This window comes from Rahnella sp. BCC 1045, from assembly GCF_019049615.1.
In the GTDB taxonomy this organism is placed as follows: domain Bacteria; phylum Pseudomonadota; class Gammaproteobacteria; order Enterobacterales; family Enterobacteriaceae; genus Rahnella; species Rahnella contaminans.
On the sequence record NZ_JAFMOZ010000145.1, the window covers coordinates 78,814 to 94,453 of the forward strand.

The following is a 15,640-nucleotide window of genomic DNA, read 5'->3' on the forward strand; positions in this document are numbered from 1 at the left end:
GCGTTGGCTGCACTCCGTAACCCGAATCACTTACTTGTGTAAGCTCATCGGGATTACATCGTTGGCCGCCTTCCTGCAACTCGAATTATTTGGGTATTTTTGATTATTCCTGCATCACCGAATGTTTTCCGCAAAAACCGGCATTCTGCAAAATGTGCTGGCCGGTTTCTGAAAGAATAAATTCTGCCAGCGGTTTGCCCTTTTCTGTACACGTCGCGAGTGCATAGCGCGCCCGCACGTTGTAATCGGCCGGTACGTTGAACACTTCCAGCGCATCATTTTCCCGCAACAGCGTGGCATAACTGGTATAGCCGATAAACACATCGGCTTGTCCGCTGCAAATCAGCCATTCTGCCGCCAGTTTGCCTTCCGGAACTTTGGCCGATTTCGCGCCACCGACCAGCCGCAGCGCTTTATTACGCAAAGCCTCGCCCGCGCCCGGATGACGCCGCTCAATCAGCTCAAACATCTGCCAGGTGTAATCGCCGGAAGGATCGCTTTGCGGCGTGGAGGTCGCCAGACGAAAACGCGAGTCGAGCAACACATTCAGCCAGTTCAGTTTTTCCAGCTCCGGCCCTTTGCGCGCCGTCACGCACAGGCTGTTTCCGCAGAAAACGTCCACTTCCAGCGCCTTGCCATGTTGCTGCAACGCCAGCGGATGCGCGGTGTTGGCCGAGGCGAATAAATCGACTTTTTCGCCCTGTTCAATTCTTTCGCGCAGCAGCCCGGCGGGGCCGAATTCGGTCACCACTTTGCCGCCGGTTTTATCCTGAAAAGCCTCACACAGCGGTGCCCATGCGCGGCGCAGGCTACCTGCGGCCAGCACTTTGATCGAGTTTGTCATCAGAGCTCCTTGTCACATTACCCCAAAAAAGTACGGCACCGGGATGAGGTTATTTCCCCGCGTGCGTCGCTTCTGCGGCAGGTTTGAAATCTGTCCGGTAGAAGCGCTGATAATAGGCGTCAGCCTGTTTTTGCATATCGATGTCGGCGAATTTTTGCGTATACAGTTTTTTCGCCATCCACAATTCACCAATCGCCAGCGCTTCAGGCATCGGGTAGCCCCAGGCTTTGGCGTATTCCGGCATCAGATAAACACGGTGATTTTTGACCGCATCAATGCTCTGCCATTTCGGATCATGGTTGATCTGACCGACGACTTCCGGATACCTGTCCTGCACGAAGATCACCTGCGGATTCCAGGCGATCACCTGCTCAAGTGAAACCTGTTTGTAGCCTTTCACGGTCGCGGCGGCCACGTTGAGCGCGCCGGCATGGGACATCATCAGCCCGGTATATTTACCGGAACCGTAGGTGGTCAGGTCAGGATTGGCCATATAAGTGCGAATGCGCTGGTCAGCCGGAACGTTTTTCAGGCGCGTGCTGGTTAACTGGCGCTGAGCAAAAGTATAGTCGATCAATGACTGCGCCTGTTTCTGGCGATTGACCACTTCCCCGATCAGCTGGATCCCTTTCTTCAAACCTTCGGTATACGCCTGATCTTCATCCGGTAGCACCGGATTCATCTTATGTTCCTCACCTTTCGGATCATCACGTAAAGAAACGGCGACGACTGCGATGCCGGTCTGGCTGATCTGGTCGATCATTTCCTGCGGCGCATAGTTGGTGACGAATACCACCTGCGGATGCAGGGCAACCACGCTTTCCAGATTCACGCTGGTTAAATCGCCCACCACCGGCGTTTTTTCCAGAGATGGCGCGAGACGCAGATAACCACTGCCCAGTTGCTGTTGCCAGTTGTTGAGCACGCCGACGATATCTTTGGTCGCATCAAGCTGAACCAGAAGATTGAGCGTCTGGTGTTGCAGTACAACCACGCGGTCAACCTGATCGGGAAGGGTTACCTGACGCCCGAGCTGATCGGTGATCTGGCGTGAGGCCAGAGCGGATTGTGGCGAGAAGCTCAGGACAAGGCCGAGCAGCAAAGCGGATGGCAGTAATTTGGATGAAAATGCGCGCACGAAGGAATTCCTCTGTTTTCGTTGTGCAGAGGATTATATAGCGTTAATAAAGGACTGAATATGACCACAGACAAAGCCGCTTTCAGAAACGGCTTTATCTGTTTTATGGCGCTATTTACGTCCTTCGAGCAGCATACGCACCGCCAGTCCGCCCAGCACCGCGCCCATAAACCAGCGCTGAAGCACCATCCACAACGGGCGACCGGCCAGAAACAGGGCAATATATCCCGCTGAGAGTGCGATCAGGGCATTGAAGGTAAAGCTGACGATGATTTGCGTGGTGCCCAGCACCAGAGATTGTGTGAGGACGTGGCCTTGCTCTGGAACGATAAATTGCGGCAATAAGGTCAGGTACAACACCGCGGCTTTCGGATTCAGTAAATTGGTCACCAGCCCCATGGTAAACAGCTTTCTGTTGCTGTCGCGCGGCAAATCTTTGACCTGAAACGGCGAGCGCCCGCCGGGTTTCACTGCCTGCCACGCCATATACAGCAAATACGCCGCACCGCCGATCCGCAGGGCGTCATAGGCAAACGGCACCGCCATGAGCAGCGCGGTAATGCCGAGTGCCGCAAACAGCATATAAAACAGAAAACCCAGCACCACGCCGCCAAGGGAAATCAGCCCGGCTTTCGGGCCCTGGCACAGCGAGCGCGAAATCAGGTAAATCATGTTTGGGCCGGGCGTTAACACCAGGCCAACACAAATCAGTAAGAAGGGGATCCAATGGGCGGCGTCTGGCATGGTTTTCTCCGGCATCACGCTGAAAAGTTAAGCACACAGATATAGAAGGTTTTACGCTGTTTTGGCAAGCGGCAGGTTGTCATTTTTTATTCATCAATTCCGGTGCATTCTATGACCGTGTATTTTTTCTTCAGACTGAAAAATCAGGATTTATGATGACTCACACTACGATGTCCGCAAAACTGGCGTTAGCCAGCCAGATTACGGCTCAGGCGGCAGAACTGGCGCTGGGTTTTTTCAACCGCCGGGACAGTATCGAAGTCAGCAGTAAACGAACGCAGGATTTTGTTTCAGAAGCCGACGTGGCGGTAGAGCAGTTTATCCGCGCGCAGCTGGCGCAGCATTTTCCGCAGGACGCGATTATCGGCGAAGAGCTGGGCGGCGTGCTGACTGATGCGTCATGCTGGGTGATTGATCCAATCGACGGTACGTCGAATTTCCTGCGCGGTTCGCCGCTGTGGGGCGTTTCGCTCGGGCTGGTCGAACGGAAAAAACCGGTGATCGGCGTGGTTGCGTTGCCGGTGCTGAACGAACTTTTTGCCGCAGGATCCGGACAGGGCATTTTCCATAACGGCAAACCTTTCCGCCGTGACGACCGTTTTGGCGATGTCCAGATCGTGTCGCTGGGCGACAGTTCGGATGACAAACTGGATGAGGCGTCATCGTTTTATCAGGGGCTGCGTGCGGCAGAATGGTCGGTGCATTGTTACCGCTGCACCACCGTCGGCATGGTGTTTGCCGCCAAAGGAATTATCGACGGGCATCTGCAACGCCGCACCACGCTGTGGGACATCGCCGGCGGCGCGGTGATATGTCAGGAAGCCGGGCTGGAAACTAGGGTGAATTTCACTCAGTTGCCGGACGGCACCGATAATTACCGCCACATGTCCGTGGCCGCCGGAACGGCAAACCTGCTGTCCGTGGTTCAGCCGTTATGGCCGGATTTCTCCCCGAAATAACCTTCTGGCGTTATTCTCCGCATAAATGAGCGTAACGCCAAAAATGCCTGCCACATCAAGTTTTCAGCCCCTGCGGGTAACACGAAAAATTCGTCCGGTAACCCGCGAATTACATTTTGAAAGTCAGTGTTTAACAAACTGAAATATAGTTTCATTTATCCTAAAGTTATCCCTTCGCTTGCCGTTATCAGAGTTTCAAGTCACTGAATTAACGAAGTGTCCGAATGAAAAAAATAACCAATCTCTCTGTCCTGACGCGTTTACTGGGGGCGTTCGCGCTCGTACTGGGTCTGATGCTGATCCTCGCGGCGATGTCCGCCTGGCTGCTCAACAGCAGCAATCAGCAAATTGAAAGTTACCGCGCCTACCGGCTTCCCGGCGTTCAGTATCCGCTGGTAATGCGCGGCACGCTGGCCGAACTGCGCCTGCAACAGGTGCAATACATTGCCTCACCGCAAGGTGCGCCGCGCGACGGCCACCGGAGTGAAATCATGCAGGCCGTGGCGACGTTTAAAGAAGCCGAAAACGCCTATCAGAAGCTGGACAGCGGCGGCAGTAAATCTGCGCTGTTTACGCAAATCATGAATAACTTTGCGCAGTTCTCGCTGGCAAACGACGCCGTCATTGCTGCCGTTGAGCGCAACGATATTGCGCAGGCGACGCAAATCAGCGGCGATAACTCACGTAAATACCGCACGCAGCTGATGGCTGATCTGGCGATGCTGGTCAGCGACGAGCTGGCGAACAGCGAAAAGGCCGCCGCGCAGGCCCGCAACAGTTATCACAATGCCAGCATGATGTTCCTGGCGCTGGTGGGATTTGCTTTCCTGGTTTCGCTGGCGATGGCGTTACTGCTGGCGCGTAATCTGGTGAAACAACTGGGCGGCGAACCGGCGTATGCGGCGTCGATCATGCGTGAAATCGCCGCCGGAAATCTGGCGGCGAAAATTGAGTTGAGACCGGGTGATACCGGCAGCCTGCTGGCCTCGCTGGAAGGCATGAATCAGCAGCTCAATAAAACCATTAATCAGATTATGGAAGGCAGCGAATCCATCAGTCACGCGGCGAGTGAAATCGAGCAGGGCAATACTGATTTGTCGCAGCGCACGGAAGAACAGGCGGCGTCGCTGGTGCAGACCAGTTCAAACATGCAAAACCTGACGACGACCGTCAGCCAGAACGCCGAAAATGCCCGCGAAGCCAGCGCGCTGGCGCATGAAACCTCGAAAACGGCTTCTCAGGGCGGCGCGATTGTGACCGGCATGCAGGCGCATATGCGCGATGTTTCCGGCAGTTCCCGCGAGATTATCAACATTATCAGCGTGATTGAGGGCATCGCGTTTCAGACCAACTTGCTGGCGCTGAATGCTGCCGTTGAAGCCGCCCGTGCCGGAACGCAGGGGAAAGGGTTTGCCGTGGTCGCCAGCGAAGTGCGCGTGCTGGCGCAAAAAAGCGGGCAGGCGGCGAAAGAAATAAAAGACCTGATCCAGGGGACGGTCAGCAAAATCGCCGAGGGGTCGCAGCAGGCAGATCGCGCGAGTAAAGCGATGCAGGAAATTGTCAGCTCGGTGAATAAAGTTGCCGGTATCGTCAGTGAAATTTCGACCGCGAGTTCGGAGCAGCACACCGGCATTCATGAAGTGGGAATTGCGGTCGACCAAATGGATCAGGTCACGCAGCAGAATGCGGCGCTGGTTGAACAGGCCGCTGCCGCCGCGCAATCCCTGACGGAACAGAGCATCGAGTTGCGCAATGCCGTGCGTTATTTCCGCACGGCGGCGCTTCAGGGCTGAACGTCAGGGCAGAACACCATCAGACTTTATCGATGATGTTCAGCCGGGGTTCCCAGTCAGAATCGGGATGCTGGGCAATCTGTTGTGGTGTCATCGGACGCCCCAGCAGATAGCCCTGCAACGTGTCACAACCCAGTTGCGTCAGGAAATCCTGCTGCTGGGTGGTTTCCACGCCTTCGGCCACGACCTTAAGATTCAGCGTCTGGCCCAGCGCAATAATCGCCGAAACAATGCTGGCATCTTCACTTCCGGCAATCAGATCGTTAATAAACGCGCCGTCGATTTTCAGCTCGCTGGCGGGAAGTCGTTTGAGATACAGCAAGCTGGAATAGCCGGTACCGAAATCATCAATCGACGCTTTGACGCCGTACTTCGTCAGGCGTTCGAGGATTTCTACGCTGACATCCGGGTTGCGCATCGCGGTCGTTTCGGTGACTTCCAGCGTCAGCATTTCCGGCGGGATCTGATGACGCTCAACGGTATCAATCACCATTTCCACCAGATTGGCCTGCTCAAACTGCAAAGTGGAGAGGTTTACGGCAACGGTCCAGTGGGTGTGTCCGGCAAGATGCCATTCACGCAACTGGCGGCACGCTTCGTTAAGCACCCATTCGCCAATCGGAATGATCAGACCGGTTTTTTCCGCCAGTGGCAGGAAAACATCCGGGCTCAGCGTGGTGCCGTTGCGTTCCCAGCGCAGCAGTGCTTCAAACCCGCAAACCGGCCCGTAAGGCGCAATAAATTTCGGCTGATAATGTAAGCGCAGTTCGTGGTGTTCAATCGCCAGACGCAAATCATTGAGCATCTGTAACTGATTTTGCGCATTAGCGTTCATCGACGGCTGGAAGAAACTATGCCCGTTACGGCCTGAATTCTTGGTGTGGTACATCGCCGCATCGGCATTGAGCATCAGCTCGCGCTCGTTTTCGCCGTCGCCCGGATACACCGCAATACCGACACTGGCCGACACCAGCAATTCATAGCGGGAAACGTAAAACGGACGCGCAATCAGATGCACCAGCCGGTCGGCCAGCTGAGAAGCGTCACCCGGTTCGGTGATTTCCACCAGCAGGATAAATTCATCGCCACCCAGACGCGCCAGCGTATCCGTCGCGCGCAGCTGGGATTGCAGGCGTTCCGTCACCGAGATCAGCAACTGGTCGCCGATATGGTGGCCGAACGCGTCATTGACCGCTTTAAAACCGTCGAGATCGAGAAAAAGCACGGCAAACTGAGATTCACCGCGTGATGCTTTCTGAAATGCCTGGCTGAGACGGTCTTCCAGCAGCAAACGGTTTGGCAGCCGCGTGAGATTGTCGTGCAGCGCCAGCTGCGTCAGTTCGCGGTTTGCCTGTGCCAGCGACGACGCCAGAATGGAGGTGCGCGCCTGCATACGGCCGTCGAGAATCGAAATAATAAGCGTGATCGCCAGAATCGCCAGCGTTACCACGATCACCAGCAGCGCCAGCCAGTTGTTATCTACGCCACTGAACGCTGCCATACTGTGGCTGTCCATCGGAAATTGCGCCGCCGCCATGCCGATGTAATGCATGCCGACAATCGCCGTGCCCATGATCACCGCCGCGCTGATGCGCAACAGCCGGACATTCGGGGATTGCTGACGAAGATGAAACGCCATCCACAGCGCCGCGCCCGAGGCGACAATCGCCACAACCACGGACAGCGCAACCCACCAGTAATCGTAAACAATGGGTGGCATCATCAGCATCGCGGCCATCCCGGTGTAATGCATGGCGGAAATTCCGCCGCCCATCAGCAATGCCCCGGCCAGTAAACGCCCGGTCGGTAAATTCGGCAGGCAAACCAGCCACAGCGCAAAGACGGAAGAGATAATGGCGATGACCATGGAAAGCAGCGTAATAACCGGGTCGTAACCCATTGGCATGGCCGAATTAAAGGCCAGCATGCCGATAAAATGCATGGACCAGATACCGATGCCCATCGCAATGGCGCCCCCGCTCAACCAGAGACGGGAAGCCTTTCCCTCTGTCGTGGCAACCCGGCCCGCCATATCAAGCGCGGTATAAGAGGCAAGCATTGCAACAATGAACGAAAACATTACAAGCACATTGTTGTAATTACTGGAAAACATGTAAGGCTCCACACAGGCAGGGGGTCTATTTTAGATTCGGCGATAATGGCATTAAGATTTATTAAAGGCGAATGAAGTTACGATAATTTTTTTCGTGTAATTAAGATTAATCCGTAAGTGATTTTAATCAAATAAAAATAATTTCCGGCTTAATCTGCGGCTAATAAACCCGATAAACATCATGGTTTTTAAATGAATATGTTCCGGCTATTCAGGCCTTGTCTATAGTTAACAAATAATTAAATGAAACAGAGCGGAAGGTATTTATGATCACAGTGCATCATTTGGATAATTCACGTTCGCAGCGAATCTTATGGATGCTTGAGGAATTGAGTGTCCCGTATGAAATTCAGCATTATCAACGGGATAAAAAGTCGATGCTGGCGCCTGCTGCGCTGAAAAAAGTGCATCCTCTGGGCAAGTCGCCGGTGCTGGAAGACAACGGGCTGATCCTTGCGGAGTCCGGCGCCATCATTGAATACTTGCAGGAAGTTTATGATGAAGGCAGCACGCTTAAACCGTCGGCCTTCGCTGAACGTCAGCAATACCGCTACTGGATGCATTATGCGGAAGGTTCCCTGATGCCGTTGCTGGTGATGAAACTGATTTTCAGCCGCTTAGGCAAACCGCCGATGCCGTGGCTTATCCGTCCGCTGGCGGGCGCAATCGGACAGGGTGTGCAGAAAAATTATCTGGATAAACAAATTTATACCCATATGGATTATCTGGAGAAACATCTCGCCACCCATCCTTATTTCGCCGGGTATCAGTTCAGCGCCGCGGATATTCAGATGAGTTTCCCGATAGAAGCTATAAATGCCCGCGCCGGACTCGGACAATACCCACATTTAAATGCATGGTTATCGAATGTGACCGCGCGTCCGGCTTATCAGAAGGCGCTGGAAAACGGCGGACCTTTCACGATATTGCGTTAAGTCCGGGGTATTTTGTTGCGCTCGTGCGTGCCGTGATTGTCGTCATGAGCGCAATATCATCAGCCCGTGAAATCATCCTGTTCTTGTCCGTTTTGCTTTTGCCGTTCATCGCGGAAAAAAATTGATGCGCAACCGATACCGCACAGCAAATCGCCAGCCGGCTGAATTTACATCACAACCGCGTTTTTATTGACCGAACAACGGTAAATTGTCGTCGATCGTAGTTGAAATGTGGGGTTTAAAGGCCGGATAATCGTTTGCTTAATTTTTCAGACCCGCCATACGCGATGTGAGTTAAACGTTTGCCTTGTAGATCTGACGCTGCTTTCGGCGGTTTCAGGTTACGGGTAAGGAAGCGAACGTGCAGAAACGATTTCATAATGACCACGCCGGCTAATCAGTAAAGACATTCAGAGGATTTTCCATGTCGAGTCAACACCCTCAGACGGGCAGCGCTGTTGCGCCAAAAGGCCCGTTTGATGCATTTTTCAAAATCAGTGCGCGTGGCAGCAACGTCCGTCAGGAAGTGATCGCCGGTTTAACGACGTTTCTGGCGATGGTTTATTCGGTGATTGTGGTGCCGTCCATGCTGGGTAAAGCCGGATTTTCGCCGAGCGCGGTGTTTGTCGCGACCTGTCTGGTTGCCGGTTTTGGCTCGCTGCTGATGGGCTTGTGGGCGAATCTGCCGCTGGCGATTGGCTGTGCGATTTCACTGACGGCGTTCACGGCATTCAGCCTGGTGCTCGGCCAGCACATCAGTGTGCCCGTGGCGTTAGGCGCAGTATTCCTGATGGGCGTGCTGTTCACGATTATCTCGGTCACCGGGATCCGGTCGTGGATTTTGCGCAACCTGCCGACCGGCGTTGCGCATGGCACCGGCATCGGTATCGGCCTGTTCCTGTTGTTAATCGCTGCCAACGGCGTCGGCCTGGTGGTGAAAAACCCGCTGGACGGTTTACCGGTCGCGTTGGGCGCATTTACCTCTTTCCCGGTTGTGATGACCTTGCTCGGCCTGGCGGTGATTTTCGGCCTTGAGAAACTGCGCGTTCCCGGCGGCATTCTGCTGGTGATCATCGCGATTTCCGTGATTGGTTTGATTTTCGATCCTGCGGTGAAATATCAGGGCCTGTTCGCGATGCCTTCCCTGGCGGGCGCAGACGGCAAATCGGTCATTTTCGATCTCGATATCATGGGCGCGCTGAAAGCCGCCGTGCTGCCAAGCGTTCTGGCGCTGGTCATGACGGCGGTCTTTGATGCTACCGGCACCATCCGCGCCGTTGCCGGGCAGGCAAACCTGCTCGACGAAAACGGCCAGATCATCAGCGGCGGCAAAGCTCTGACGGCGGACTCCGTAAGCAGCATTTTTGCCTCTCTTGTCGGCGCATCACCGGCAGCGGTCTACATTGAATCGGCAGCGGGTACAGCGGCAGGCGGCAAAACCGGCCTGACCGCCACCGTCGTCGGAGTTCTTTTTCTGCTGATGTTGTTCCTGTCACCGTTATCTTATCTGGTTCCGGCTTACGCGACCGCGCCAGCGCTGATGTACGTCGGCCTGCTGATGCTCAGCAACGTGACCAAACTGGATTTCAACGACTTCGTTGATGCGATGTCCGGCCTGTTGTGCGCGGTATTCATCGTGCTGACCTGTAACATCGTCACCGGCATCATGCTGGGCTTCAGCGCGCTGGTGATTGGCCGTATCTTCTCCGGAGAATGGCGCAAGCTGAACGTCGGAACGGTGGTTATCGCTGTGGCGCTCGTGGTGTTTTATGCGGGTGGATGGGCGATCTGAATGCCAGGCCGGGCATTCGGGACGGCCATTTCTGACGGTGAAAGTTTCGGTTTTTCATGTGCGGTTATCACATGGCCTTTCGCGCTGAAACCGAGCAGAGAGGAAAGTGCTTTTCCTCTCTGCACTCTCCTCGCTTTTTTACTTCGCGCTGTCGCTCGCTGGCTATGTTTCAGCAACCTCTGCGACAGGCTGGAAATCTTGCCGCTGCGCGGTTCCCTCTCTCGGTCCTGAAGCCCTGGGTCTTCAGGCCGCTTCGTTCGGCAAGATTTCTGAATCGCCCGCACAATCTTAAATTCAAAACCGATCTGCTTTTCAGAGAGTGAAATGGCGAGATTTCGCGCCACACGCGGAAGCAACAGAGCACGTCCATCGACCCAGCGATAGCGCGCAGTTAAAAAAACGCAGGAATCCAAAGGGTTTCGTTTAAAACCCTTTGGGCCAGTTTGGGCGGCGAGCCCAAGGTTTTGACCTTGTCATAAACGTCAGTGCGTCGTAACCGCACGCATCGATTTAAATCATGTCCTCTTTTGATCTACTATTCCCTCTGTATGTGTCAGACCCCGTCTGATTGAAATCATAAAAACAAGAGTCTAAGGAAAGCATGGAAATCTTCTTTACCATTCTGATTTTGATTCTGGTGGTGTCGCTCTCCGGTGTCGTCACCAGAATGTTGCCGTTTCAGGTTCCTCTTCCATTAATGCAGATTGCTGTCGGTGCTTTACTGGCCTGGCCGAATTTTGGTCTGCATGTGGATTTCGATCCGGAACTGTTTCTCGTCCTCTTCATCCCGCCGTTGCTGTTCGCCGATGGCTGGAAAACTCCGACCCGTGAATTCCTCCACCACGGGCGCGAAATTCTCGGGCTGGCACTGGTGCTGGTGTTGCTCACCGTCGTCGGTATCGGTTATCTGATTTATATGATGGTGCCGGATATTCCACTGGTTGCGGCGTTTGCGCTGGCGGCGGTGCTGTCTCCGACCGATGCCGTGGCATTGGGCGGAATTGTGGGCAAGGGCCGCATTCCGAAGTCGATCATGGGCGTGCTGGAAGGTGAAGCGCTGATGAATGACGCGTCCGGCCTGGTGTCACTCAAATTTGCGATTGCCGTGGCGATGGGCACCATGATTTTCACCGTCGGCGGCGCGACCGTTGAGTTCCTCAAAGTCGCCATCGGCGGCCTGATGGCGGGTGTCGCGGTGACGTGGCTGTACAGTAAATCGCTGCGCATCATGAGCCGCTGGAGCGGCGATGACCCGGCGACACAAATCGTTTTCCTGTTGCTGCTGCCGTTCGCGTCTTATCTGATTGCTGAACACATCGGCGTGTCGGGCATTCTGGCCGCCGTGGCTGCCGGTATGACCATCAGCCAGTCGGGCATTATCCGTAACGCGCCGCTGGCTATGCGCCTGCGCGCGAACAGCGTCTGGGCGATGCTGGAATTCGTATTCAACGGCATGGTGTTCATCATGCTGGGCCTGCAATTGCCGGGCATTCTGGAGAACTCGATTGATCAGGCCACGCATGACCCGTCAATCGTCACCTGGCACCTGTTTGCGGACGTCGGGATTATCTATTTTGCGCTGCTGATCCTGCGTTTTGTCTGGCTGTGGGTGATGAAGAATTTCAGCAACCGTTTCCTGAAAAAGAAACCGCTGCTGTTTGGCAGCTACAGCACGCGTGAGTTGTGGGTGGCGTCGTTTGCCGGTGTTCGCGGGGCGATTACGCTGGCCGGTGTGCTGTCAATTCCGTTATTCCTCGCAGACGGTTCGGCCTTCCCGTCGCGTTATCAGCTGGTGTTCCTGGCGACGGGCGTCATTTTGTTCTCCCTGATTGCCGGTGTGATTGCTTTGCCGTTCCTGCTCAAAGGCGTGGTCGTGGCCGACGGAACGACCTATCGTGAAGAAGAGCGCATGGCGAAATCCATCGCGGCAGAAGTGGCGATCGAAAGCCTGCATAAGATGGAAGAACGTCTGGCGGCGGATACCGAAGAAAACATTGATGAACAGACGCTGAAGGAAATCAGTTCCCGCGTGATAGGCACACTGCGACGGCGGACGGCGAATCGCGATGATATGGAAACCGCGCTGAAGCTCGAAAACTTAGAGCGTCGCTTCCGTCTTACCGCACTGCGGGCCGAGCGCGGTGAGCTTTATCATCTGCGCGCAACCCAGAAAATCAGCAATGAAACGCTGCAAAAACTGCTGCACGACCTCGATTTGCTGGAAGCGTTGCTGGTCGAAAAAGAAGTCTGAAACAACGGTTTTCCGGCGTTAATCTGCCATAAAAGGCTTCCCGCGAACGTTGCGGGAAGCCTTTTTTAATAGAGATTATGCGGGGCGTAAGTGCCGTGGTGAGACGTTCTGAACACCGTACGCTGCGGACGTTCTGCCTCAGCGCGTAAACACGCCAGAAACTCCGTCGCCCACCAGTGGCAATCATAGCGATTTACCTTGTTCAGCAACTGGTTGTGCCGGCGCTTTCTTTCATGCAAAGGCATGGTGAGTGCGGAATGGAGGGCTTCGCTGGTCTCGTGAGCATCGTACGGATTGATCATTAACGCTTCCGTCAGCATCTCCGCCGCGCCGGTAAATTCCGACAGCAGCAAAACCCCCGGATCCTCCTTATTCTGCGCAAGAATAAACTCTTTTGCCCCCAGGCTCATGCCCTCAGAAAGCGGCGTAAACATCGCCACCCGCGCTTTGTTATAGAGCGCAAAAATCATCGCCCTCGAGCACTGGTTATTGTGGATGTAGTTGACCGGATACCACGATAAATCGCCATATTGCCCGTTAATTTCTCCGCATAGCCGCTCCAGACGCGAACTCATGTCGCCCGTTGACGCCGGATATTCGCCGGAAGGATCTGAAATCTGGAGCAAACTGACATCGCGAAGGTATTGCGGATAGAGCGCCAGAAACTTTTTCATGGCGTTCAGGCGGCAATCTACGCCGCTTATTTCATTAACGATGTCGTTGCTGATAATGATCTGCCGGTGGTAATGACGAACATTCTGTATCTCCTGCTGATTTTGAAATTCGGTATTCTTATCGATACCGCACGGCAAAACGCAGACTTTAATAATCCGGCCATTCACTTTGATCGCGTCTTTCGAAATTTGTCCGCCACGGTAATGACGTAATGCATAAGAAATAAAGTTATTAATATCGCCGGACGACTGAAATCCAATGCAGTCATAATGCAGCAATGACTGAAATAGCCAGTCGTGTTCCGGCACAGACCGTAATACATCTCCCGGCGGAAAGGGCTGATGCAAGAAGAAACCGATCTTATTCCGGTGGCTGTCTTCCTGAAGCATTTTAGCGACAGGGAGTAAGTGATAATCATGAACCCATATCACATCATCGTGCGTTATAAAGGGAGAAACCCTGTTTTTAACATCATTATTATAGTTTTTCCAGGTGATGAAATATTCTCTTTTATAGGCCGTTAGATCAGGTCTGTTATGGAAGACGGGCCACAGCACGTTGTGTATATAACCCTGATAAAAATTATCATATTCGTTAGGGGATAAATCCCATGACACTTTTCCGACGCCTTCACTTTTTATCTGACGATAAGGTTCTTTTCTTTTACGCGCAGAGACATTCCCGTTCCATCCAAACCACAGAGCAGCATGCTGTCGGGATATTTCAGAAAGGGTATGAAATAACATGTCATCCGAACTGCCGGTATAGGGTTCACAGCGATTAGATAAAATGATCAACCGGGACATAATCACCTCAGCGAAATAAATAACAGAGCGGTAGGGGCTTCATTAATTAGTCAATTGTTTAATAAAAAAAGGGTTTAATAAGAAAATACGCTTTCCTCCGGAGTGACGATACTTTCGAACCACGTCAGTTCAGAGAGTTTGGTTTGGATCCACTGTTGGGAAAATGCCTCGCCCAGCGCCGCGGTTAAATACGGACATTGCCGGAATTCATCAAGGGCGTGCTGCTGGAATAAAGGCAAAACGGGCGAGCAGGCCGTCAGATCGGCAACCGGGTCGTCCTCTATTTTTTCCAGCCCGTAAAGCATGCCCGTCAGTAGGGTGGCCATCGCCAGATAAGGGTTGGCATCCGACCCCGCCAGACGGTATTCAATGCGGCGATGCGCTTCGCCTGAACAGGGAATGCGTAATGCCGCAGAGCGCTGATTAAAGCCCCAGGAACTGAACAGCGGCTCATTGAGGTTTTTCCTCAGCCGTCTGAATGAATTGACGTTGGGAGCCAGAATCGCCATAGACGCGGGCATCAGGTTAAGCATGCCGGCGAGACACAGACGCATCATTTCATTCAGGTTTTTGTCGCCGGAGGCAAAAACATTATTGCCCTGTTCGTCGTTCAGGCTGATATGAAAATGCAGGCCGCTGCCCGACATCAGCGAATACGGTTTAGCCATAAAATTGGCGTTGAATCCAAACCTTTGGGCGACGGTGCTGGTTAAGCGGCGAAGCGCCAGCACGTTCTCGCAAATGTCGACGACCTGCCCGGAGTGTTGCAGGTTTAATTCAAACTGACCGGCTTCTGCCTCACATACAATGCCCGATAAAGGCAGGTTTTGCCGCGTCGCCATCGTCTCAAGTTCTTCAATAAACGCAGTATGTTCTGACGGAACCGCCAAATGAAAACACCCGGAATTCTGAATGTTACGGTTCTGGGCGTCTTCGAGATAAAACTCAATTTCGGGTGCAATCACCGGGTATAAACCATGCTCATGGAATTTACTCAGCACGTTTTCCAGGATAACGCGCGGCTCAAGCGAATAGGGATTTCCCTGATCGTTTTTCATCGTCAGTAATATTTGTGCATTTTCAGCCGGATGATGGCCGCACGGTCGCAGAGTACCTGCGACAGGAAAACATATTCTGTCCGGCTCATTCACAGCCAGATCATCATTCAGCGTACTCTGCACTTTGCCTTCTTTATCCATTGAGTAAACTGACTGAGGAAAATACGCGCCTTTTTCCAGTGAAAGCAGCGCGGTGATATTCATCCTTTTCCCCCTGAACGAACCGTTGATATCATTAAGATAAATATCAATATGTTTCGTGTTCGGGTTGTTTGATAAATAACGTTCTGCTTCCTGACGGAAAATACTATTATTTCCCGACGTCGTATTTTCAAGCGTCAGCTGGCTTTCATTGGCCACTGATTTTGAAATTACCGGAGAGCTGAATAAAGCAGATGAGTGTTTTAATAATGAAGGCTTGAATGTCGGATTCATATTTTTCTTTCACGCATACCTTTCGGCGATAAATTGAGATTAATTTATGCGCAGAAAAAAGGATATATCGGCAACATAAAGATTAAAGTTGCCGCCG

At 53.2% G+C, this 15,640-nt stretch carries 12 protein-coding genes; 5 read left to right on the top strand and 7 right to left on the bottom strand.

Translation table 11 applies throughout. The features are described 5' to 3' along the window. Nucleotides 1–103: 103 nt before the first annotated feature. From modA to J1782_RS25620, 3 genes are all read right to left on the bottom strand, one after another. Entirely contained in the window at nt 104–844 is a 741-nt protein-coding gene (gene modA / locus J1782_RS25610; protein ID WP_152327396.1) for a molybdate ABC transporter substrate-binding protein, read from the bottom strand. A 49-nt stretch (nt 845–893) separates the two neighbouring features. Then, nucleotides 894–1,982 carry an ABC transporter substrate-binding protein gene (locus J1782_RS25615; RefSeq protein ID WP_217154225.1) on the bottom strand — a complete coding sequence of 363 codons (1,089 nt, stop codon included), beginning with the start codon at nt 1,980–1,982 and terminating at the stop codon, nt 894–896. A 111-nt stretch (nt 1,983–2,093) separates the two neighbouring features. After that, entirely contained in the window at nt 2,094–2,726 is a 633-nt protein-coding gene (locus J1782_RS25620) for a LysE family translocator (protein WP_217154226.1), read from the bottom strand. A gap of 152 nt (nt 2,727–2,878) precedes the next feature. Here J1782_RS25620 and J1782_RS25625 point away from each other — a divergent pair, with 152 nt between their 5' ends. Both J1782_RS25625 and J1782_RS25630 read left to right on the top strand, forming a co-directional pair. After that, a complete protein-coding gene (locus J1782_RS25625) occupies nt 2,879–3,685 on the top strand; it encodes an inositol monophosphatase family protein (protein WP_254303175.1) in 807 nt (268 codons plus the stop codon). 224 nt (nt 3,686–3,909) lie between these two features. Next, complete coding sequence (locus J1782_RS25630; protein WP_217154227.1) at nt 3,910–5,478, top strand: methyl-accepting chemotaxis protein; 1,569 nt, start codon at nt 3,910–3,912, stop codon at nt 5,476–5,478. Nucleotides 5,479–5,497: 19 nt separating this feature from the next. Here the strand turns inward: J1782_RS25630 and J1782_RS25635 are convergent, their stop codons facing one another. Then, nucleotides 5,498–7,591 (bottom strand): bifunctional diguanylate cyclase/phosphodiesterase, encoded by a 2,094-nt coding sequence (locus J1782_RS25635; RefSeq protein WP_217154228.1) that lies wholly within the window; start codon nt 7,589–7,591, stop codon nt 5,498–5,500. Between the two features lie 266 nt (nt 7,592–7,857). Here J1782_RS25635 and J1782_RS25640 point away from each other — a divergent pair, with 266 nt between their 5' ends. Both J1782_RS25640 and J1782_RS25645 read left to right on the top strand, forming a co-directional pair. Beyond that, complete coding sequence (locus tag J1782_RS25640) at nt 7,858–8,526, top strand: glutathione S-transferase family protein (protein WP_152327391.1); 669 nt, start codon at nt 7,858–7,860, stop codon at nt 8,524–8,526. A 424-nt stretch (nt 8,527–8,950) separates the two neighbouring features. Continuing rightward, nucleotides 8,951–10,318 (top strand): NCS2 family permease, encoded by a 1,368-nt coding sequence (locus tag J1782_RS25645; RefSeq protein WP_165061302.1) that lies wholly within the window; start codon nt 8,951–8,953, stop codon nt 10,316–10,318. Here the strand turns inward: J1782_RS25645 and J1782_RS25650 are convergent. Further along, nucleotides 10,294–10,731, bottom strand: a complete 438-nt coding sequence (locus J1782_RS25650) for a hypothetical protein (RefSeq protein WP_217154229.1) — start codon at nt 10,729–10,731, stop codon at nt 10,294–10,296. The two genes, J1782_RS25645 and J1782_RS25650, sit on opposite strands and share 25 nt — an antisense overlap. Nucleotides 10,732–10,919: 188 nt before the next feature. Between J1782_RS25650 and J1782_RS25655 the strand changes: the two genes are divergently transcribed. Further along, nucleotides 10,920–12,569 (top strand): Na+/H+ antiporter, encoded by a 1,650-nt coding sequence (locus J1782_RS25655; protein WP_152327388.1) that lies wholly within the window; start codon nt 10,920–10,922, stop codon nt 12,567–12,569. A gap of 65 nt (nt 12,570–12,634) precedes the next feature. Here the strand turns inward: J1782_RS25655 and J1782_RS25660 are convergent, their stop codons facing one another. Together J1782_RS25660 and J1782_RS25665 are read right to left on the bottom strand one after the other, a co-directional pair. After that, nucleotides 12,635–14,050, bottom strand: coding sequence for a trehalose-6-phosphate synthase (locus J1782_RS25660; protein WP_217154230.1), 1,416 nt, complete (start codon nt 14,048–14,050; stop codon nt 12,635–12,637). Nucleotides 14,051–14,124: 74 nt separating this feature from the next. Next, complete coding sequence (locus J1782_RS25665; RefSeq protein WP_371819837.1) at nt 14,125–15,312, bottom strand: glutamine synthetase family protein; 1,188 nt, start codon at nt 15,310–15,312, stop codon at nt 14,125–14,127. Nucleotides 15,313–15,640 lie beyond the last annotated feature (328 nt).